Source organism: Xanthomonas sp. fls2-241-TYG-148, from assembly GCF_030208815.1.
GTDB lineage: Bacteria > Pseudomonadota > Gammaproteobacteria > Xanthomonadales > Xanthomonadaceae > Xanthomonas > Xanthomonas campestris.
Genome location: NZ_JARVTE010000012.1, coordinates 225,403 through 248,943, shown reverse-complemented (window position 1 = coordinate 248,943; position 23,541 = coordinate 225,403). Strand labels below are relative to the sequence as shown.

Annotated in this window: 7 protein-coding genes and 1 other RNA gene; all 8 read left to right on the top strand. The window is 66.7% G+C overall.

What is annotated here, in order from left to right:
- Window positions 1-285 precede the first annotated feature (285 nt).
- The 8 genes from purL to QRM60_RS13750 all read left to right on the top strand — a co-directional run bounded on the left by purL (window position 286) and on the right by QRM60_RS13750 (window position 23,474).
- Window positions 286-4,332 carry a phosphoribosylformylglycinamidine synthase gene (gene purL, locus QRM60_RS13785; RefSeq protein WP_285446399.1) on the top strand — a complete coding sequence of 1,349 codons (4,047 nt, stop codon included), beginning with the start codon at window positions 286-288 and terminating at the stop codon, window positions 4,330-4,332.
- A gap of 191 nt (window positions 4,333-4,523) precedes the next feature.
- Window positions 4,524-4,592: non-coding RNA, sX9 sRNA (locus tag QRM60_RS13780), on the top strand.
- Window positions 4,593-5,168: 576 nt separating this feature from the next.
- A complete protein-coding gene (locus tag QRM60_RS13775; RefSeq protein ID WP_285446398.1) occupies window positions 5,169-9,116 on the top strand; it encodes a YadA-like family protein in 3,948 nt (1,315 codons plus the stop codon).
- 105 nt (window positions 9,117-9,221) lie between these two features.
- Window positions 9,222-11,099 (top strand): S8 family peptidase, encoded by a 1,878-nt coding sequence (locus tag QRM60_RS13770; RefSeq protein WP_285446408.1) that lies wholly within the window; start codon window positions 9,222-9,224, stop codon window positions 11,097-11,099.
- A gap of 532 nt (window positions 11,100-11,631) precedes the next feature.
- Window positions 11,632-18,153: an ESPR-type extended signal peptide-containing protein gene (locus tag QRM60_RS13765; protein WP_285446397.1), complete on the top strand. Its 6,522-nt coding sequence runs from the start codon at window positions 11,632-11,634 to the stop codon at window positions 18,151-18,153.
- A 158-nt stretch (window positions 18,154-18,311) separates the two neighbouring features.
- On the top strand, window positions 18,312-20,195 hold the full coding sequence (locus QRM60_RS13760) for a S8 family peptidase (protein WP_042595171.1): 1,884 nt from the start codon (window positions 18,312-18,314) through the stop codon (window positions 20,193-20,195).
- A gap of 131 nt (window positions 20,196-20,326) precedes the next feature.
- Window positions 20,327-22,054, top strand: a complete 1,728-nt coding sequence (gspE, locus tag QRM60_RS13755) for a type II secretion system ATPase GspE (RefSeq protein WP_192884101.1) — start codon at window positions 20,327-20,329, stop codon at window positions 22,052-22,054.
- A gap of 202 nt (window positions 22,055-22,256) precedes the next feature.
- Window positions 22,257-23,474: a type II secretion system F family protein gene (locus tag QRM60_RS13750; protein WP_011035901.1), complete on the top strand. Its 1,218-nt coding sequence runs from the start codon at window positions 22,257-22,259 to the stop codon at window positions 23,472-23,474.
- The last annotated feature ends 67 nt before the right edge of the window (window positions 23,475-23,541 follow it).

The window sequence follows — 23,541 nt, the reverse complement described above, 5'->3', positions numbered from 1 at the left end:
GCCGCGGGACATCAACGAAGGCCGGGATGCGCGAGTGTCCCGGCCTTTGTGCTGTCTGGGCTGCACGCATGTCCACTTGCCCACTGCGTGTTGTGTAGGGCATGGGCTGAGGCCAGGTTGAGACCAAGCTTCGCCTGGCCGGCCACAACAGGCCGCGGCGACGCGGTCCAAAGAAACACCGCAGCCCGCCTGATTGGCCGGAACGCGGCAACGGCGCCCGATCGGCGCCGGCCGGCCAACCTCCGTTACAATAATCGGCCCCGTTTCTGACACGGTTCCCCGGACATGATGGTCCTCGAGGGCGCTTCCGCCCTTTCGCCGTTCCGCCGCGCTCGGCTCGAAACCCGCCTGCAAACCCTCGTCCCCGCGCTGCGCCTCACTGGCGCCTGGCACGTGTACTTCATCCGTGCCGATGCCGGGCGCACGCCCGACCAGGCCACCTTGCAGCGCATCCTGCAGGCCGAGCCGGCGCCTGCGCCGCGCGATGAGGCCGCCTCCTCGCGCTACGTGGTGCCACGGCTCGGCACGCTGTCGCCGTGGTCGAGCAAGGCCACCGAGCTGATGCGCGGAGCCGGGCAGCCGATCCAGCGCGTGGAGCGCGGCACCCGGATCGATCTGGCCGGGTGGCCGGAAGGTCAGGCCGATCAGGCCGCGGTGGCCAAGCTGTTGCACGACCCGATGACGCAATCGTTGCTCGGCTCGGCCGCAGCGGCCGAAGCGCTGTTCAACGTGCCCGATCCGGGCCAGCTGGAACGCATCCCGCTGGATGCGCTGGAACAGGCCAATGGCGATCTGGGCCTAGCGCTGGCGCAGGACGAGATCGACTACCTGCGCGAGCGCTTTGCCGCGCTCGGCCGCGACCCGGCCGACGTCGAACTGATGATGTTCGCGCAGGCCAACTCCGAGCATTGCCGGCACAAGATCTTCAACGCCAGCTGGACCATCGACGGCAAGCCGCAGGAGCGCTCGCTGTTCCGGATGATCAAGCACACCCACCAGCAGACCCCGCAGCACACCTTGTCGGCCTATAGCGACAACGCGGCGGTGGTGGAAGGCGTGCCGGCGGCGCGGTTCCGCCCCGATCCGGTCACCGGCGAATACCGCAGCGAAGCGGTGGTGCCCTCGGCCTTCGCCATCAAGGTGGAAACCCATAACCATCCCACCGCGATTGCGCCATTCCCGGGCGCGGCCACCGGTGCCGGCGGCGAGATCCGCGACGAAGGCGCCACCGGCCGCGGTGGCAAGCCCAAGGCCGGCCTGACCGGGTTTTCGGTGTCGCATCTGCGCATCCCGACGTTGCCGCAGCCGTGGGAAGCGCCGCGCGCGCTGAATCCGCGCATGGCGCCGGCGCTGGACATCATGCTCGACGGCCCGCTCGGCGGCGCGGCATTCAACAACGAGTTCGGCCGGCCGAACCTGCTCGGTTACTTCCGCAGTTTTGAGCTGGCCGAAGGCCAGGGCCTGACCCGCGCCTATGACAAGCCGATCATGCTGGCCGGCGGCCTGGGCGCGATCGACCGCAACCAGGTCGAAAAGCTGCGCCTGCAACCGGGCGATGCGGTGATCGTGCTGGGTGGCCCGGCGATGCTGATCGGTCTGGGCGGCGGCGCCGCCAGTTCGGTGGCCGCCGGCGACAGCGCCGAGGCGCTGGACTTTGCCAGCGTGCAGCGCGAGAACCCGGAGATGGAACGCCGCTGCCAGGAGGTCATCGACCACTGCGTGGCACTGGGCACCGACAACCCGATCCGCTGGTTCCACGACGTGGGCGCCGGTGGCCTGTCCAACGCGATCCCCGAGTTGCTGCACGACTCCGGCGTGGGCGGGGTGATCGACCTGGCCAGGGTGCCGAGCGACGACCCGTCGCTGTCGCCGCTGGAGTTGTGGTGCAACGAATCGCAGGAACGCTACGTGCTCGGCGTACCACAGGCGCGCCTGGACGAATTCGCCGCGATCTGCGCACGCGAACGCTGCCCGTTCGCTGCCGTCGGCGTGGCCACGGCCGAGGAACGGCTGGTGGTGGGGTATGGCGTTTTTGACGCAGCGAATGGGGAATCGGGAATCGGGAATCGCAACAGCGCGTTGCCGGCTGCCCAGGCCGCTTCTGCCCATTCCCTATTCCCCACTCCCGATTCTCCGCTCCCCATCAACCTGCCCATGGACGTGCTGTTCGGCAAGGCGCCGAAGATGCACCGCGATGCCGTGCATCCGGCGGCGCCGCAGTGGCCGGTGCTGCAGACCGGGACGCTGGATCTGCAGGAGGCCGGGTTGCGCGTGTTGGCGCATCCGACCGTGGCGTCCAAGAGTTTTCTGGTCACCATCGGCGATCGCAGCGTGGGTGGCCTGACCGCGCGTGAGCAGATGATCGGCCCGTGGCAGCTGCCGTTGGCCGATTGCGCGATCACGCTGGCCGGGTTCGAGACCTTCGATGGCGAAGCGATGTCGATCGGCGAGCGCACGCCGCTGGCGCTGCTGAACGCTGCGGCCTCGGCGCGCATGGCGGTGGGCGAGGCGATCACCAACCTGTGTGCGGCGCCGGTGCAGACGCTGGACAGCATCAAGCTCTCCGCCAACTGGATGGCTGCCGCCGGACACGCCGGCGAAGACGCCTTGCTGTACGACGCAGTGCGCGCGGTCGGCATGGAACTGTGCCCGGCGCTGGAGCTCAGCATCCCGGTGGGCAAGGACTCGCTGTCGATGCAGGCGCAGTGGCAGGTCGGGAATGGAGAATCGGGAATCGGGAATGGTGAAACGCCAGCACCGTCCGCTTCTGGCATTCCCGATTCCCGACTCCCGATTCCCGGTGCAACGCTGAAAAGCGTTTCACCGGTGTCGTTGATCATCAGTGCATTCGCGCCGGTCAGCGATGTGCGTACGCAGCTCACTCCGTTGCTGCAGCGCGAGGATGAGAGCGAGCTGTGGTTGATCGGCCTGGGTGGCGGCAAGCAGCGTCTGGGTGGGTCGGTGCTGGCGCAGGTGTACGCCGATGACAGTGCGTTGCCGGCCTTCGGTGGTGAAACACCGGACCTGGATGACCCGCAGCGGCTGCGCCAGTTCTTTGAACTGATCTGCGATGCACGCGAGGGTGGGTTGTTGCTGGCGTATCACGATCGCAGCGATGGCGGTGCGTTTGCCGCGCTGTGCGAAATGGCGTTTGCCTCGCGCCAGGGCCTGGATATCACGCTCGATGCCTGGGGCGATGATGCCTTCCGCAGCCTGTTCAACGAAGAATTGGGCGCGGTGGTGCAGATCGCCAATGAAGACCGCGCCGCGTTTGCCGATCTGGTCGAGCGGCATGCACTGACCGAATGCGCGCAACGCATCGCGCGCCCCACCGGCACGCCGCGCGTGCGTGTCAGCGGTCAAGGGCGGGTGCTGGCCGAATGGCGCTGGGAAGCGCTGTTCGATGCCTGGTGGTCGGTGACGCACGCCATGCAGAAGTTGCGCGACAACCCGGATAGTGCCGACGAAGAACGCGCGGTGGCGCGCAACTTCCAGGCACCGGGGCTGCGCCCGAAGCTGGTATTCGACCCGTCCGAGGATGTGGCCGCGCCATTCGTGGCGACCGGTGCACGGCCGAAGGTGGCGATCCTGCGCGAGCAGGGCGTCAACGGTCAGATCGAGATGGCGTACAACTTCGAGCGTGCCGGGTTCCGTGCGTTCGACGTGCACATGAGCGATCTGATCGAAGGCCGCGTGGACCTGGCGCAGTTCGCAGGGTTTGCAGCCTGCGGCGGCTTCAGCTACGGCGATGTGCTGGGTGCCGGCCGCGGGTGGGCCACCTCGATCCTGGAGCGTGCAGCACTGCGCGATGCGTTCGCCGCGTTCTTTGCGCGCAGCGATACCTTTGCGCTGGGCGTGTGCAACGGTTGCCAGATGCTGAGCCAGCTCAAGGACATCATTCCCGGTGCCGAGCACTGGCCGCGCTTCCTGCGCAACCGCAGCGAGCAGTTCGAAGCACGCACGGCGCTGCTGGAAGTGGTGGAGTCGCCGTCGATCCTGCTGCGGGGCATGGCCGGTTCGCGTATTCCGGTGGCAGTGGCGCATGGCGAAGGCCGCGCCGAATTCGACACGGCGGTGGATCAGGCCGCGGCGCGCGTGGCACTGCGCTTCATCGACGGTGACGGCGCGGTGGCTAGTCAGTACCCGCTCAATCCGAACGGCTCGCCCGACGGCATCACCGGCCTGACCAGCACCGACGGGCGCGCTACCATCTTGATGCCGCATCCGGAGCGCACGCCGCGCTCGGTCAATCTGAGCTGGCATCCGGCGGGCTGGGGCGACGATTCGCCGTGGCTGCGCATGTTCCGCAATGCGCGGGTGTGGTGTGGTTGAGTGATGTGACGCGACATCGGGTGATGCCGCGTTGAGAGCGTCGACGAACGGCCGTGTGCAGCAATGCACACGGTCGTTGTTGTGTGTGCCAATGGGATTGCACGAACGCTGCACTTGGCCCATCGCTTTAGAGCAGCGATCAAAACGATTGCGCAGCCGCCAGGCGGGCGCGGCCGGTGCTCTGAATCAGCATGCCCCAGACGCTCCGGTTCTTCGCGCCGTCCACCCACCTAATGGCTGCCCGCTACGTTTTGTCAGCCGCGCTGAGTCGGCGTTGACACCGTTGCGTTGGTACGCGCAGCCGCAACTTTGGCGACCCGCTTAACACGGCATCTCACTTTAGGCGGACCGAGCCAGGCTCGCAGGTAGGAAGCGGCGCGTGGCGGTGGCGAGCAAAAAGTGCGGTTCGGTTGCGGCACTTCAGGCGGATAGATGCAAGCAGTTGAATCTGGATTCGGCTTGCCGGTGATGTGTCTGGTCAATGGCAGCGCGGATGCATTGCATACTTTTTAAATTTAAAAAATCCGATACTTGGTTTACTTCTGGTAACTAGAAGAACTACTAGTTATTTACTCGCGCATTACAAAAATGTCGCATGTGTGACGTCAATATCATCTAGATGTTTTGTGTTTCACTAGATTCATCAAGCGTTGTGAATTACTAAATTCCTGCGGTCTTTTCGGGGCAATCCATCTTTTTCTGTTGACGCTTCTGCACGGTTTTCCCGTTGCAGAAGACGGGCGAGTGCGTTCACTAAATACCTCAGGGGGACCACGCGATCTCACGTGCGTGGTGGTCGGTTTCTTCATACCAGACCAATGGGGAGTAAGGCGTCAATGAAGCAGATTCAATTGAATAACGGTCGTGAGCGGCGTGCTCATGACCGAACGGAGCGGCATGCCTGCACGTTGGGAAATGCACGCGGCGATCACGCACGATTGCCCGGTAACGGCCTGGCCGTTGCGGTGGTCTTGGCGTTGTTCGGCCTGAGCGGGATTGCGGCGGCAGCCGCACCCGCGGCGGCGTTGCAATCTTGCCGTGTGGTCGAGGGACGCCAGCAGTGCGATGACCCGGCAACAGCCGCATCGGTCTCTACGGATGCAGGCATCCAGGCAGCAGCCGCCCCCACCGCTGATGCCGACGTGCCGGCCTTTGCAGACGGCGTGGATGCCTTGGCGCTGGGCAACGCGAGCAATGCCTTGGGCGATGGCACCAGCGCGCTCGGTGGCGGCAGCCTGGCGTTGGAGCGCGATGCGACCGCGATCGGGCATAACGCATCAGCGGCGGGCGAATCTGCGGTCGCAATCGGCGGTGTGGCCACCGTTTACGATTACGACGCATCAGGTTTCATCATTGGCGAACGTGAGCAAGCGACGCAGGCTTCCGGGGTGGGCGCGATCGCCGTTGGTGGTGGAGCTTCTGCGGCGAGCCCGTTCTCCAGTGCACTCGGCAGCGGTGCGAGTGCCACCGGCGTGCAGAGTACTGCGTTGGGCTATCGCGCGCAGACCTTCAACGACGGTGCCACTGCGATCGGTGGGTTGTCGACTGCGGGCGCATTTCTCTCCACTGCAGGCGGTTACTTATCGAACGCCAGCGGCGACGGTTCCACCGCGTTTGGCTTCCGCGCGCGCGCCCAAGCCAGCAGCAGCATTGCAGTAGGCGACACTGCATTGGCCAGTGGCGTGCAGAGCGTCGTGGTAGGTGGTATCAGCAATTTTGGTGCGATTACGGCGGCCACCGGGCAGGGTGGTATCGCCCTGGGTGCGGGCGCGCAGAGCCAGTCTGATTACGCCATCGCGATTGGCTACGATTCCAATGTGTTTCCGAATGCGCCGGGCAACACCGACGCGGTCGCGATCGGCCACAGTGCCGGGTCGTTCGCGCCACGCACGGTGTCATTGGGTGGTTTTTCATTGGCCAGCGGAGACGGCGCAATTGCGGTCGGGCACAACAGCACGGCCTATCTTGAAAACAGCATTGCCCTGGGCGCGCGCGCCGAGACCTCGTGGTTCAACGGCAACAGCACGGCCATCGGCGCAGATGCGCAGAGCAATGGCGTCAATGCGGTGGCCATCGGAGCTGGTGCGCGCGTGGGCGATTGGGTGGACGATGCATGGAACCGGTCGGCTGCCAATGCGGTGGCGTTGGGTGCCAATTCCTATGCATTCCGCGACAACACGGTGTCCATCGGTGATGTGGGCGCGGGCCTGACACGGCAACTGACCAGTGTGGCCGCCGGCACCGAGGCGACCGACGCGGTCAATGTCGCTCAACTCGACACAGTACGTGCCGCCACGACGCGTATCGATGGCTATCTGGCGGTCGCCCCCGGTGAGGCGGATGGCGTTACCGCATTCGCGCAGGGGCAGGATGCAATTGCCCTGGGCAGTGCCAGCAACGCGCTGGGCGATGGCGCCAATGCGCTGGGCGCGGGCAGTCTGGCACTCGGGCGCGACACCGTTGCGCTGGGTCGCAACGCCAGTGCCGCCGATGCGTCGGCCGTTGCGGTCGGTGGTATTGCCACGGTGCCGGTGTTCGATGCCACCGGTTCTCTGATCGGTTCACAGGAGCAGGCGACGCAGGCACAGGCGCGCGGTGCGGTGGCACTGGGCAGCGGCGCGGTGGCCGCGCGTATATTCGCCACTGCAGTTGGCACCGGTGCCGCGGCCAGCGGCGAGCAGTCGCTGGCCGCTGGATTCAGTGCACGGGCGCAGGATGACGCGGCCACCACGGTGGGCGCGTTCTCCACCGCACGTGGTTCGGCATCGTCGGCATTCGGCTTCGGGGCACTGGCCGATGCGACGTTCACCACAGCGGTGGGCTTCAATGCCTCCAGCCTTGGCGAAAGCAGTGTAGCGGTAGGCAGTCTTGCGGTGGCTGCGGGCGAGCGCAGCGTGACCGTTGGCGGCATCGCGCTGGTCAGCTCGACGCTGCGGCCTGCAGGTGCCTTCGGGGTTGGTAGCGTGGCCGTCGGCGCCGGTGCACGCAGCAGCGGCGATTACGCTATCGCGCTTGGCTACAACGCCAATGTGTTTCCCAACGGCAACAATGCCGACGCGGTGGCGATCGGCCATAGCGCCGCATCGTTTGCGCCGCGCACGGTGGCGGTGGGGACACTGGCGTCGGGGGAGGGCGAGGAAGCCATCGCCATCGGGTACGACGCGCGTGCGGTCTCACGCAGAAGCATCGCGATCGGCAGTGGCGCCGATACCTCGATCGTCTACGGCGACAACATCGCACTGGGAACCAACGCCAGGGCCGATGCGCCCGATGCGATCGCGATCGGGCGCAATGCCAGCGTGGGTGTGTTCGTCGGCGAGTTGGGCAGCGCGGCAATGGCAGTGGGCGTGCAATCCACAGCGCTGGGCAACAACAGCGTGGCGATGGGCTACAACGCCTTTACACGCGAAAGCGGCGGGAATGCGGTGGCGCTTGGTGCCAATGCCGGTGCCAGCGGTGCCGATTCGGTGGCACTGGGCTCCGGTTCGCGCACCTACGACGCCAATGTGGTGTCGGTGGGCAACGGCAACGGACGCGGTGGCCCGGCCACGCGGCGCATCGTCAATGTAGGCGCGGGCACGCTCAGCGCGGTCAGCAGCGATGCGATCAACGGCGGGCAATTGTTCGGCGCGCTGAGCAGTGCGGCCAGCTTCCTTGGCGGCGGTGCGGCGATGGGAGCGCAGGGCGTTTTCATCGCGCCCACCTACGTGATCCAGGGCAGCAGCTACAGCAATGTGGGTGCGGCGTTGACGGCGTTGGACAGCAAGGTCAGCGAGCTGGATGGGCGTGGTCAAACGACAACGGTCGCTGCGGCGCGTGCTTCCGCAGCGCGTGTCGCAACGGCAACCGCTGCAGCTTCGGCTATCGCCAGCACGGCGGATGGGCTGTCAGACGCGAGTCTGCAGACGACGTTGGCAACCGCCGATGCAACCGCCGATAGCGTGGCGACGTCAGCGCCCGTACCTGTGGGCAGCCTTGCAGCAAGCCAGGCGGTGCAAGGCACGCCAACAGTCGCCGCAACCGGCAGCAGTACCGCAGCCGCAACAGCGACGGCGGTGGGCAATGCGGCAGTGGCCAACCACGTCACCGGCACCGCGATCGGCGGCAGCGCGTATGCGCACGGCCCCAACGACACCGCGATTGGCAGCAATGCACGCGTCAATGCCGATGGCAGCACCGCAGTGGGCGCGAATACGCAAATTGCTGCTGTGGCGACCAATGCAGTGGCGATGGGCGAAGGTGCGCAGGTCACCTCCGCGTCCGGCACCGCACTGGGCCAGGGCGCGCGGGTCAGCGCACAAGGTGCGGTGGCATTGGGCCAGGGTTCGGTTGCCGATCAAGCCAACACGGTCTCGGTGGGCAGCGTGGGTGGCGAGCGTCAGGTGGCCAATGTGGCCGCCGGTGTACGCGCCACCGATGCGGTCAACAAGGGCCAGTTGGACAGCGGCGTCGCCGCAGCCAACAGCTACACCGACAGCCGTTACAGCGCGATGGCCGACAGCTTCGAAACCTATCAGGGCGATATCGAAGACCGCCTGCGCCGGCAGAACCGTCGCCTCGATCGCCAGGGTGCGATGGGCTCTGCGATGTTGAACATGTCCGCCAGCGTGGCCGGTATCGCCTCGCAAAACCGCATCGGTGCCGGTGTCGGTTTCCAGAACGGCGAGTCGGCGTTGTCGGTGGGCTATCAGCGGGCGATCAGTCCACGCGCCACGGTGACCGTGGGCGGTGCGCTCAGTGGGGATGACCGCTCGATCGGTGTGGGTGCCGGCTTCGGCTGGTGACTGCCCGCAATCACACACGCTCTCGCAGGCAGGCCGCGCGGCCTGCCACCGAGCGGCGCACGTTTCTCCGTCATGGCGTTTCGCACTACCTTGAAGGAACTCATCGTGATCCAGACTTCTTTTTATCGAACCCTCCTGCTGGCGTGCTGCGTTGCCGCGTTGCCATTCGGCGTTGGCACCGCAACCGCCGCCAGCCCCGGCCCGGCGGCGGCAAGCGCCAGGCAGCAACAAGCCGCGGCCAATGCGCCGGTCGAGCGACTCATCGTGACGTACCGCAGCGGCCGGGTGACCACACGCGATGCCGGGCGGACCGCAGCGGCTGCCATCACCACCGCCGCTGCCCGTGCATCGGTGCGTTTGGCACCGGCAACGCGTGCCGGTAACGCGGCTGCACCGGTGTATCTGCGCACGCTGGCAGTGGGCGGCGAACTGGTGAAGTTACCCGCACGGCTCAGCCGCGCCGACGCCGACCGCCTGGTGAAGGAACTGGCAGCCGATCCTGCGGTGGCATCGGTGCAGATCGATCCGCGGATGTACCCACTGCAAAGCAGCGGCGGTGCGCTGCCGAATGATCCGCTGTTGCAGAGCAATCAATGGCATCTCATCGACCCGGTCGGCGGCATCAATGCGGCGCAAGCCTGGGCCACGACGCAGGGCGAAGGCGTGGTGGTGGCGGTACTGGATACCGGCATCCTGCCGGGCCATCCCGATCTGGCTGGCAATCTGCTCGCCGGCTATGACTTCATTACCGATCCGTTCTTTTCGCGGCGCCCCACTGCCGAGCGGGTGGCTGGCGCGCTCGATATGGGCGACTGGATCGCAGAGGACGGCGAGTGTGGCCTGTTCTCGGTGGCCGACGACAGCACCTGGCACGGCACACATGTGGCCGGCACGGTGGCAGAAGCCACCAACAACGGCATCGGTGGCGCGGGCGTGGCCTACCGGGCAAAGGTGCTGCCGGTTCGTGTGCTCGGGCATTGCGGTGGTTTTGGTTCCGATATCGCCGACGCCATCGTCTGGGCATCGGGTGGCCATGTCGACGGCGTGCCGGACAACCGCGACCCGGCCGAAGTGATCAACATGAGCCTGGGTGGCGGCGGTGCCTGCGATGCGGTCACGCAGGCAGCGATCAACGGTGCGGTTTCGCGCGGCACCACCGTGGTGGTGGCGGCAGGCAATGCAGGCTCGGACGTGTCGACCTCAAGCCCTGCCAATTGCGCCAATGTCATCGCCGTGGCCGCAACCCGCGCGACGGGCGGGCTGACCGACTACAGCAATTTTGGCCGTCTGGTCGACCTGGCTGGGCCGGGTGGCAGTTCGATGTTCTTTGCCACCGACGATGGCCCGATCCGCAGCTTCATCTGGCAGACCTTCTACACCGGCCGGACCACGCCGACCTCCGGGCAGTTCACCTATGGCGGCAACACGTTCGCCGGTACGTCGATGGCAGCGCCACACGTGGCAGGCACCGCAGCCCTGGTGCAGAGTGCGTTGATCGCCGACGGCAAACCGCCGTTGTCGCCAGCGGCCCTGGAAACCCTGCTCAAGCGCACTGCACGCGCATTCCCGGTCGCCATTCCCGATGCAACGCCTGCGGGCAGCGGCATTGTGGATGCCGGTGCCGCTGTTGCCCGCGCCCTGCAGGAATGTGGCGCAGGCGATGTGACCTGCAACGTGGACGCGCAACCGCTGCGCAATGGTGTGGTGGAGCGCGGGATCTCCAATTTGGCCGGCGATCCAGGGGTGTTTACCTTCGACGCGGCCGCTGGTGCGGTGCTCAGCTTCATCAGCTTCGGTGGCAGCGGGCAGGCGGCGCTGTATGTAGCCCTGGACCGTCAGCCAACTGCCACCGACAACGACGGCATGTCCACCCGCAGCGGCACCAGCCAGACCGTGCGCTTCACCGCGCCGCGTGCCGGCACCTACATCGTCAAATTCGATGGCGCCAGCTTCGACGGGGTCAGCCTACTCGCCCGTCAGTGATCCGACACGCCGTGCTGCGCAACGCGCACGGCGACGATTTGTTGGCGCCCGCGACGCATCCGGGCCCGGCTGATTCCGGCAGCGGCCAACGTGGGGAGCGTTGGCCGCCGCCCTGACCGATTTCCTGCCCATCTTTTGCGCAACCAAGCCTGCTGGCGTCCTGCCAGCGGGTTTTTTTGTCTTGCCCGGACACGCCTATTCAGCGTGGCGGCGTGCGGCATGGCGTGACCTAGGTGGCTGTTTTCCAAAGATTTATCGAAAAACTAATAAAACCAGCCTGAAGCGTGACGATCATCACGGTTATGCACGTGGCGTGTCAAAAACTTGACGCCCGATTTGAGCGCTGTTAACACTTCGCCCAGTTCTATGGTTGGGTAGCGTTCATTTTTTGACTATCCCAAGGTGCGGGGAATTCCGCGCACCGCCACCCGGCCCATGGCGCCAGTAACCACAGGGGGATCGCATTGGCTGGAAGGCTTTTGCGGTGGTGGGGAATCGCTAAAAACCAGTCCACTTCAGGAGCAGGACGTCGATGAATCGGATTTATCGCAAGGTCTGGAACAAATCGTTGGGTGTGTGGGCCGTGGCATCGGAATTGGCCAGCGGCGACAGCCCGGGAAGCGTGGCATCGGCCGCGCTGATTGACCGCCGTCAGGGACTCTCCCTGGCTGCCGCGATCGCCCTGGCGCTGGGTAGCGCCGGGATCGCCATTCCCCTTTCCGCCAGTGCGCAGTCGGTCGAAGTTGGCCGTGGCGCGTCGGCACCCGCCGCCCATGCCACCGCGATCGGTGCAGGCAGCAACGCCAGCGCCACCGGCGCGGTGGCCACCGGCGCCGATAGCAGCGCCAGTGGCGTCAACAGCAGCGCGATCGGCCGCCAGACCAACGCCATCGGCGAGAACGCAGTGGCTATCGGCTACAACAGTTTCGTGCGCCAGGCCGGCGAAAATGGGGTGGCACTCGGCGCCAATGCCGGCGTGACCGGCGCCAATTCGGTGGCACTGGGCGCCGGTTCGCGCACCCACGAAGACGACGTGGTGTCGGTCGGTAGCGGCAATGGCCGCGGCGGCCCGGCAACGCGCCGCATCACCAACGTGTCCGCCGGTGTCAACGCCAGCGACGCGGTCAACGTGGCGCAACTGCAAGCCGTGTCCGAGGTGGCCGAAGACACCGCCACGTTCTTCAAGGCACAGCCGGGTGACGACAGCATCGGCGCGTATGCCGATGGTGCTGGTGCGGTGGCTGCCGGCGATGCCGCCAACGCCTTCGGCAGCGGCGCGCTCGCCGTGGGCAGCGGCGCCAATGCACTGGCCGACAATGCCACCGCCGTGGGTGCCAACGCACTTGCGGTAGGGCAGAACAGCGCCGCATTCGGCTACAACGCGCAGGCCAACGGGCCGGGCAGCGTTGCGGTGGGCGGAGCTGCCGTGGACGAAGACGGCAACCCGCTGATCACCAATGGCGGTGTGCCGGTTGACACCGGTGCCACCAGCGCCGGCGTGGGCGGCACCGCGGTGGGCGCCAGCGCCAGCGCGGATGGTTTCGCTGCCTCGTCGTATGGCGTGGGCGCTTACGCGGCCGGCGCGCAGTCGTCGGCATTCGGCGCGGTGTCCAACGCCACCGGCGACTACTCCACGGCCGTGGGCACGCAGACCAGCGCCAGCGGCACCAGCAGCACCGCCGTCGGCGGCCCGGTGGATCTGATTCCGGGGCTAGGGTTCTTCGTGCAGACCCAGGCCAGTGGCGAAGCCGCCACTGCGCTTGGCGCCGGCGCGATTGCCTCGGGCACCTACACCACGGCAGTCGGCACGCTCAGCGAAGCCTCGGGCACTGAAGCCACTGCAGTGGGTTACTTCGCCTATGCACCGGGCGAAGGCGCCACCGCAGTGGGCCCGGAGTCGTGGGCCAGCGGTGAACTCAGCACCGCGCTCGGGTATTACAGCACCGCACGCGGCGCGAACTCGGTGGCCTTGGGCGCCAACTCGGTGGCCACGCGCGCCGATACGGTGTCAGTGGGCGCAGCCGGTGCGGAGCGCCAGATCACCAGCGTCGCCGCCGGCACCGAAGGCACCGATGCGGTGAATCTCAACCAGCTCGCTGCGGTTTCGGATGTGGCCTCGACGACGGCACGCACGTTCGTGGCGACCGGTGACGGCAGCGCCCTGGCCGAGGGCGTGGACAGCGTTGCGGCAGGCGCCAATGCCTCTGCATTGAGCGACTACAGCACCGCGCTGGGCTCCAGCAGTCTCGCATCGGATATCAACACCACTGCGGTGGGCAGCGGTGCAGTGGCGAATTTCAACAACGCCACCGCCGTGGGCTTCAACAGCATCGCCAGCGATCGCTATGCAACCGCGCTGGGCGCGGACAGCACTGCGTCGGGTTTTTATGGCACTGCCGTGGGCAGCACCAGCGTAGCCAATGGCCGTGGCGCCACCGCGATCGGTTTTGAAAGCATCGGCAACGGGCTTGAATCCACCGCGCTGGGTTTTGCCAGCGTGGCGTTCGGCGATACCAGCACTGCGATCGGTGCTGAAAGCACCGCGTATGGCAGAGGGAGCGTGGCGATCGGCATCACGTCGGTCGCATCTGGCGACGCGTCCATTGGCATCGGTAACAACGCCTGGGGCGGCGGTGGACGCTCAATCGCCATCGGTTCGCAGGCAGTCGGATACGGCGATCGCAGCATCGCGCTCGGCGCCGAGGCCTTCGTTGAAGGCACTGACAGCATCGCGATCGGCGACAGTGCGCAAGTTGCCGTGAACAACAGCGTCGCGCTTGGCGTTGGCGCAGTGGCCGATCGTGCCAACACGGTGTCGGTAGGCACGGTTGGCGGCGAGCGGCAGATCACCAACGTCGCGGCCGGTACCGAAGGCACCGACGCAGTAAATCTGGATCAGCTCACGGCCGTGTCCGACGGCGCCGCCAACACCGCACGCACCTTTGTCGCCAGCGGTGACGGCATTGCAATTGCCGATGGCGCCGACAGCGTTGCCGCAGGTTCCAATGCATCGGCGCTTGCCGACAACAGCACGGCATTGGGTGCCAGCAGTGCCGCCAGCGGGCGCGGCGCCACCGCACTCGGCTTCGAAAGCATTGCCAACGGTGCTGCTTCCACGGCAGTGGGTCAGGCCAGCGTGGCGTGGGGTGAAGGCAGCACGGCACTGGGCACCGACAGCGTGGCGTACGCCGACAACAGCGTCGCACTCGGCGCCAATGCGTTTGCCGATCGCGACAACACGGTATCGGTAGGCAGCGCGAGGAGCGAACGGCAGATCACCAACGTGGCCGCCGGTACCGAAGGCACCGATGCGGTGAACCTGGACCAACTCAACGCCGTGGCCGGCACTGCCGAGACCACCGCGCGTCTGTATGCGGGCACCGGTGACGGCACCGCGTTCGCACAGGGCGAAGACGCCACGGCTGCCGGCTCCAATGCCACCGCCGATGCCGACTACAGCAGCGCATTCGGCGCCAGCAGCCAGGCCACTGCGATCGGTGCGGTTGCCATCGGCAGCGGTGCCAGTGCCACGGCGCAGTACGCCAATGCGTCCGGCTACAACGCCGCCGCCAGCGGCTACGGCAGCGTGTCGACCGGCGCTTTCAGCCAGGCCAGCGGTGATTACGGCGTGGCCCTGGGCGGCGAAAGCGAAGCTTCCGGTGCGCAGAGCACGGCAGTGGGCGCAGCGGCAGGGGCGTCCGGTGATGGTGCATTTGCCGGTGGTGCGCTGAGCGTGGCCGAAGGCACCGAAAGCACCGCACTGGGCTATTTCGCCAGTGCCACGGGCGAGTCCGCCACGGCGGTCGGTGCAGAAAGCGTGGCCGATGGCACCAGCGCGGCCGCATTCGGCTTTGGCGCCGAAGCCACCTCCAACTACTCCACCGCGCTGGGTGGCTATTCCACCGCCAGCGGTTTCAACAGCACCGCGCTAGGTAACTTCAGCACCGCCAGCGGCTCCAGCAGCGTGGCCGTCGGTGGCGATGCCACTGCCTCCGGTGCGTACAGCATCGCAGCCGGCCAGGCCAGCGTTGCCAGCGGCTACAACAGCGTGGCGGTGGGTGGTGCCTTGCTCGGCCTGTTGCCGACCGAGGCCTCTGGCGATTTCTCCACCGCGCTGGGCGGCGCGGCGTGGGCTCCGGGTTTGAACAGCACCGCGCTGGGTAACTTCGCCGAATCCACCGGCGAAAGCAGCGTGGCGCTGGGTGCCGATTCGGTCGCCGATCGCGACTTTGCGGTGTCGGTGGGTAGTGCCGGCAACGAGCGCCAGATCACCAATGTCGCGGCCGGTACGCAAGGCACCGATGCGGTGAATCTGGACCAGCTCACCGCGGTGGCTGAAACCGCGCAGGGCACCAGCAAATACTTCAAGGCCAGCGGCAGCGACGACAGCGACGCCGGTGCCTACATCGAAGGCGACAACGCGCTGGCCGCCGGCGAAGGTGCCAATGCCAGCAGCGATAACAGCACCGCCTTGGGTGCAGGTGCGCAGGCGGTTGCCGAGAGCGCAACCGCAGTCGGCATGGATGCGCTGGCCAGCGGCATCGGCGCCGCAGCGGTGGGTAACAACGCCCAGGCGCTGGGCGAAAACAGCAGCGCGGTGGGCAGCAACGCGCTGGCCAGCGATATCGGTGCCACCGCCAACGGTGCCGGCGCGCAGGCCATTTCGACCTACACCACTGCACTGGGCAGCGAAGCGGTAGCCTCGGACAACCAGGCCACGGCGGTCGGCTTCCGCAGCGCTGCGTCCAACGTGGGCAGTGCCGCCTTCGGTGGCTACAGCGAATCCAGCGGCCGCTTGTCGTCGGCACTGGGCTACGGCGCAGTGGCATCCAGCGACTACAGCACCGCAGTGGGTGCCGCGTCGCTGGCCTCCGGCGCCAGCGCGGTGGCCGTGGGTGAATTCAGCGAAGCCACCGGCGATGAAAGCGTGGCGGTGGGCGGCAGCACGTTCTTCGGCTTCATCCCGGCACGTGCGTCGGGCACCGGTGCAGCGGCCTTCGGTGCCGGCGCATGGGCCACGGCCGATTACACCACCGCGATCGGCTGGAACTCCTATGCCGACGGCGTCAACGCCAGTGCGTTGGGCCAGAGCGCGGCCGCACTTGCGGATAACACGCTGGCGATCGGCGGCAACAGCCGCGCCGATGCGATTGGTGCAAGCGTGGTCGGCGTGGATGCCTCGGCCACCGGCATCAACAGCACCGGTGTCGGCCGCCAGGTCAACGTAATCGGCGAAAACGCGGTCTCGGTGGGCTACAACTCGTTCGTGCGCGAAAGCGCGGTCAACGGTGTTGCACTCGGTGCCAATGCCGGTGCCACCGGCGCCGATTCGGTGGCGTTGGGCTCGGGCTCGCGCACCTACGAAGCCAATACGGTGTCGGTCGGTAGCGGCAATGGCCGCGGTGGCCCGGCAACGCGTCGGATCGTCAATGTCAGCGACGGCGAAGTCGCCACCGATGCGGTCAACAAGGGCCAGCTGGATGCATTGGCGGCCGATGTGCAGACCACCAGCGGCATGGTGCAGACCACCGGCGAGGGCGTGGCCCGTGCAACGGGCGATCGCGCCACCGCCGCCGGTGCCGGCGCCACCGCCAGCGGTGCACGCAGCGTGGCGGTAGCCGCAGGCAGCACTGCCTCGGCCACCGGCGCCAGCGCGATGGGTGTGGACAGCAGCGCCAGCGGCGTGAACAGCACGGCGATGGGGCGGCAGACCAACTCCATCGGCGAGAACGGCGTTGCGCTGGGTTACAACTCCTTTGTGCGCCAGAGCGGCGCCAATGCCGTCGCCCTCGGTGCCAATGCGGGTGCGAGCGGCGCCGATTCGGTGGCGTTGGGTTCCGGTTCGCGCACCTATGAAGCCAACGTGGTGTCGGTGGGCAGCGGCAACGGCCGCGGTGGCCCGGCGACGCGTCGCATCGTCAATGTGGGTGCCGGCGCGATTGCCGATGCCAGCACCGATGCGATCAACGGTGGCCAGTTCTTCCAGTCGCTCAGCAATACCGCCAGCTTCCTCGGCGGTGGTGCGGCGATCGGCGCGCAAGGCGTGTTCGTTGCGCCGACCTACGTCATTCAAGGTGCCAGCTACAACAACGTCGGTGCCGCATTGACCGCGTTGGACAGCAAGGTCACCGAGCTGGATGCACGTGGCGGCACCGCAACGGCTACTGCTGCACGCACGGTTTCGCTGCGCACCGCAGCGGTTCCGGCGGTGGCTGCATCAGCGACGGTCGCGAGCAGCGATGTCACTGACAGCAGCGCAAGCGTGCAGGGCACGCCGACCGCTGCGGTCGTTGGCACGGCCACGCCGGCAGCGACCTCGACGGCGGTTGGCAACGCCGCTGTGGCCAACCACATCACCGGCACCGCGATCGGTGGTAGCGCGTATGCGCACGGCCCCAACGACACCGCGATTGGCAGCAATGCACGCGTCAATGCCGATGGCAGCACCGCAGTGGGCGCCAACACGCAGATTGCTGCGGTGGCGACCAATGCAGTGGCGATGGGCGAAGGCGCACAGGTGAGTGCGGCCTCGGGCACGGCGATCGGGCAGGGTGCCCGCGCCAGTGCGCAGGGTGCGGTGGCACTCGGCCAGGGCTCGGTTGCCGACCGCGCCAACACGGTCTCGGTGGGCAGCGTGGGCGGTGAGCGTCAGGTGGCCAATGTGGCCGCCGGTACGCGCGCCACCGATGCGGTCAACAAGGGCCAGTTGGACAGCGGCGTGGCCGCGGCCAACAGCTACACCGACAGCCGCTACAGCGCGATGGCCGACAGCTTCGAAACCTACCAGGGCGATATCGAAGACCGCCTGCGCCGGCAGAACCGTCGCCTCGACCGTCAAGGTGCGATGGGCTCGGCGATGTTGAACATGTCCGCCAGCGTGGCCGGTATTGCCTCGCAAAACCGCATCGGTGCCGGTGTCGGTTTCCAGAACGGCGAGTCGGCGTTGTCGGTGGGTTATCAGCGGGCAATCAGCCCGCGCGCCACGGTGACCATCGGTGGCGCATTGAGCGGCGACGACAGCTCGATCGGCGTAGGTGCCGGTTTCGGTTGGTAACGCACGGTTGAAAACAGCGACGGCGCCGTCGTGCGCCGTCGCGACAGAGCAAGGCCTGAGGGGGCGGGCGAGGACCGTGGCTTGGCCGGCCAACGGATTCGCAGGGAGTGATGGCCGTACTGACGCCTGATCCACGAAAAACTGAAGAGGACTTCACCGTGATCGACAAGAATTTCCGTCTCAACCCGCTGACTGGCGCCATCTTGATGATGGCCCTGGGTGCTTCGGGCACCCTCGTTGCTGCCCCCGCGTTGCAGGTCAAGGAACCGACCCAAGCCGCGCCGGCCGCCAGCGATTTCAGCAGCCGGTTGATCGTGCGTTACAAGGACGGCACGGCCGCCGCGAGCGATCGCAGCAGCAAGCTGGGCGTGGTGCAATCGGCCGTGGGCCGTGCCGCACCGGTGACCGGTGCGCGCGCTGGCGCCACCGCCGCCAAGGCGACCTACCTGCGCAAGCTGGGCATTGGCTCGGACCTGATCAAGCTGTCCGGCACGCTGACCGCCGCACAGGTGGACAAGGTGGTGGTCGAGCTGAAGAACGACCCGTCCGTGGCCGAGGTGCAGATCGATCGCATGCTGCGTCCGGTCGAGATCAAGAAGAGCGTTGCCGCGACCGACGTAACCCCACAGCTGGTCCCCAACGACCCGCTGTATGCGCAGTACCAGTGGCACCTGAGCAACCCCAACGGCGGTATCAACGCGCCGGCCGCATGGGATCTCTCGCAAGGTGCCGGCGTGGTGGTGGCGGTGTTGGATACCGGCATCTTGCCGGGCCATCCGGACTTCGCCGGCAACCTGCTGCAGGGCTATGACTTCATCACCGACGCCGAAGTCTCGCGTCGCCCCACCGACGCCCGCGTCCCGGGCGCCCTGGATTACGGTGACTGGGAAGAGGCCGACAACGTCTGCTACGACGGGTCGGTGGCACAGGAAAGCTCCTGGCACGGCACCCATGTCTCGGGCACCGTGGCCGAGGCAACCAATAACGGTGTGGGCATGGCCGGCGTGGCGCCGAAGGCCACCATCCTGCCGGTGCGCGTGCTCGGCCGCTGTGGCGGCTACACCTCCGACATCGCCGATGCGATCGTGTGGGCCTCCGGCGGTACGGTCGATGGCGTCCCCGCCAATACCAACCCGGCCGAAGTGATCAACATGAGCCTGGGCGGCGGCGAGCCCTGCGATCCGGCCACCCAGGTCGCGATCAATGGCGCGGTGTCGCGCGGCACCACCGTGGTGGTGGCGGCTGGCAACAGCGGCGAAGATGCGGCCAACCATTCACCGGCGAGCTGCAACAACACCATCACCGTCGGCGCCACCCGCATCACCGGCGGCATCACCTACTACTCCAACTACGGCAGCAAGGTGGACCTGTCCGGTCCCGGCGGCGGCGGCAGCGTGGACGGCAACCCGGGTGGTTACATCTGGCAGGCCGGCTACGACGGCGCCACCACCCCGACCTCCGGTAGCTATAGCTACATGGGTATGGGCGGCACCTCGATGGCGTCCCCGCACGTGGCCGGTGTCGTGGCCCTGGTGCAGAGCGCGTCGATCGGCCTGGGCGATGGCCCGCTGACCCCGGCGGCGATGGAAGCCCTGCTCAAGCAGACCAGCCGCCGCTTCCCGGTGACCCCGCCGACCAGCACCCCGATCGGCAGCGGCATCGTCGACGCCAAGGCCGCGCTGGAAGCGGTATTGGTGGAGCCCTGCGACCCGGACACCGAGACCTGCGCGCCGGCCGCCATTGCCCTGACCAACAAGGCCCCGCTGACCGGCCTGAGCGGTGAGTACAACAGCTCCACGTTGTACAGCTTCGAAGCCAAGGCCGGTGCGGTGCTGAGCTTCATGACCTACGGCGGCACCGGTAACGTGTCGGTCTACGTGAGCTTCGAAGCCGAGCCCACCGCAACCGATTACGACGCCAAGTCCACCCGTCCGGGCAACAGCGAAACGGTGCGCTTCACCGCACCCAAGGCTGGTACCTACTACATCAAGCTGGTGGGTGCAGGGGACTACGCGAAGCTGACGCTCGTCGCGCGACAGTAATCGCTGCAATAGTGTGACCGAATGCCCCCGGCCAATCACCGGGGGCATTCGTTTTTCAGGGCCTTTCGCAGTGGTGCGGTCGATCGTCGCGGCAAACTGCTACAGTCGGCGCCGGACTTGTGGAGACGAGTGTGAACGCGGTTGCCGTCGATCCAATTGAGCAGCGAAGTGCAGAAACGCGCATCGTCGAAGCACTGCTTGAACGCCGTCGTCTGAAGGACACCGACCTGCTGCGCGCGCGCCAGCTGCAGGCCGAATCCGGCATGGGCCTGTTGGCGCTGCTGGGCCGGTTGGGGCTGGTGTCCGAGCGCGATCACGCCGAGACCTGCGCCGAGGTACTCGGCCTGCCGCTGGTGGATGCACGCCAGCTCGGCGACACCCCGCCGGAAATGCTGCCTGAAGTGCAGGGCCTGTCGCTGCGCTTTCTCAAGCAATTTCATCTGTGCCCGGTCGGCGAGCGCGATGGCCGGCTCGACCTGTGGATTGCCGATCCCTACGACGATTACGCGATCGATGCGGTGCGCCTGGCCACCGGCCTGCCGCTGCTGCTGCAAGTGGGCCTGCGCTCGGAAATCGACGACCTGATCGAGCGCTGGTACGGGCAGGGCCGCAGCGCAATGGGCACGATCGTGGAAACCGCCGACGGCGATGCCAGCAACACCGACGACATCGAAGCGCTACGCGATCTCGCTTCCGAAGCGCCGGTGATCCGCCTGGTGAATCTGGTGATCCAGCACGCGGTGGAGTTGCGCGCCTCGGACATCCATATCGAACCGTTCGAAAGCCGGCTCAAGGTGCGTTACCGCGTGGACGGTGTGCTGGTGGAAGGCGAAAGCCCGCCGGCCAAGCTCACCGCCGCGGTGATCAGCCGCATCAAGATCATGGCCAAGCTCAACATCGCCGAGCGCCGGCTGCCGCAGGATGGCCGCATCATGCTGCGCGTGCAGGGCAAGGAGCTGGATCTGCGTGTCAGCACCGTGCCCACCGCGCATGGCGAGAGCGTGGTGATGCGTCTGCTCGATCGTGAAACGGTGGTGTTCGATTTCTACAAGCTCGGCTTCACCGAAGACTTCCTGCCGCAATTTCGCAAGGTGCTCGAGCAACCACACGGCATCATGCTGGTCACCGGGCCCACCGGCTCGGGCAAGACCACCACGCTGTACACCGCGCTGAGCCAGCTCAACACCTCCGACGTCAAGATCATCACTGTCGAAGACCCGGTGGAATACCAGATCGAAGGCATCAACCAGATCCAGGCCAAGCCGCAGATCGGGCTGGATTTCGCCAACGCGCTGCGCAGCATCGTGCGCCAGGATCCGGACATCATCATGATCGGCGAGATGCGCGATCTGGAAACCGCGCGCATCGCGATCCAGTCCGCGCTCACCGGCCACTTGGTGCTCTCCACACTGCACACCAACAACGCCGCTGGCGGTATCACGCGTCTGCTCGACATGGGCGTGGAAGACTATCTGCTGACCTCCACCATCAACGGCATCCTGGCCCAGCGCCTGGTGCGCAAACTCGACCTGGCCAACGCCGAACGCTATGCCGCATCGCCGGAAGAGATCGAACGCTTCGACCTGCGCCGGCTGCAGCCAGACGGCGAGATCTTCCTGTACCGCCCGCGTGCCACGGCGGCGGCGCCCACCGGTTACCTGGGCCGCACCACCATCGTCGAGTTCCTGGTGATGAACGACGAACTCCGCCGCGCGGTAATGCGCCGCGCCGGCATGGGCGAGATCGAGCAGTTGGCGCGCAAGTCCGGCATGCGCACCATGTACGAAGATGGCTTGTCCAAGGCCCTGCGTGGCGAAACCACCATCGAAGAAGTCCTGCGCGTCACGGAGGATGCGTGAGAGCAGCGAGTGCAGCAACGCGCGCAGCATGCGCGTTATCTAACGCGGACCATGTTGGCTTTCAGGCAGTCCCACGCATGCGCTGCAACGCAAAGGCCCCCGCACCCATCGCCCGCAGCGCCGCGCTGTTCCTAAATCCCCACGACCAAGCGCCTCACCCCATTCCCGATTCCCAATTCCCAATTCCCGGCCTCCCAGCCTAATGCCCCTGTACCGCTACAAGGCGCTCGATGCGCACGGCGAAATGCTCGATGGTCAGATGGAAGCGGCCAACGATGCCGAGGTGGCGCTGCGTCTGCAGGAGCAAGGCCACCTGCCGGTGGAAACGCGTCTGGCCACCGGCGAAAACGGTTCGCCGTCGTTGCGCATGCTGTTGCGCAAGAAGCCGTTCGACAATGCCGCGCTGGTGCAGTTCACCCAGCAGCTGGCCACGCTGATCGGCGCCGGGCAACCGCTGGACCGCGCGTTGTCGATCCTGATGGATCTGCCCGAAGACGACAAAAGCCGCCGCGTCATCGCCGACATCCGCGACACCGTACGCGGCGGCGCGCCGTTGTCGGTGGCGCTGGAACGCCAGCACGGGCTGTTTTCCAAGCTCTACATCAACATGGTGCGCGCGGGCGAAGCCGGCGGCAGTATGCAGGACACCCTGCAGCGCCTGGCCGACTATCTGGAGCGCAGCCGTGCACTCAAGGGCAAGGTGATCAACGCGCTGATCTACCCGGCGATCCTGCTGGCGGTGGTCGGCTGCGCGCTGCTGTTCCTGCTGGGCTATGTGGTGCCGCAGTTCGCGCAGATGTACGAAAGCCTGGATGTGGCCCTGCCGTGGTTCACCCAGGCGGTGCTGAGCGTTGGGTTGTTGGTGCGCGATTGGTGGCTCGTGCTGGTGGTGATTCCTGGCGTGCTCGGTCTATGGCTGGATCGCAAGCGCCGCAATGCCGCGTTCCGTGCTGCGCTCGATGCCTGGCTGCTGCGTCAGAAAGTCATCGGCAGCCTGATCGCACGGTTGGAAACCGCGCGGCTCACGCGCACGCTGGGCACCTTGTTGCGCAACGGTGTGCCGCTGCTCGCCGCGATCGGCATCGCGCGCAACGTGATGTCCAATACCGCGCTGGTCGAAGATGTGGCCGCCGCGGCCGACGACGTCAAGAATGGGCATGGCCTGTCGATGTCGCTGGCGCGCGGCAAGCGATTCCCGCGGCTTGCGCTGCAGATGATCCAGGTGGGCGAGGAGTCCGGCGCACTGGACACCATGCTGCTCAAGACCGCCGACACCTTCGAGCTGGAAACTGCGCAGGCCATCGACCGCGCGCTGGCCGCGCTGGTGCCCCTGATCACCCTGGTGCTGGCCTCGGTGGTGGGGCTTGTCATCATTTCGGTGCTGGTACCGCTGTATGACCTCACCAATGCCATCGGTTGAGCGTGGTGGCCGCGTGCGGCGCGCAGCAGGCGTAGATGTGCGCCTGGCAACCGGCATGCGCATCGCT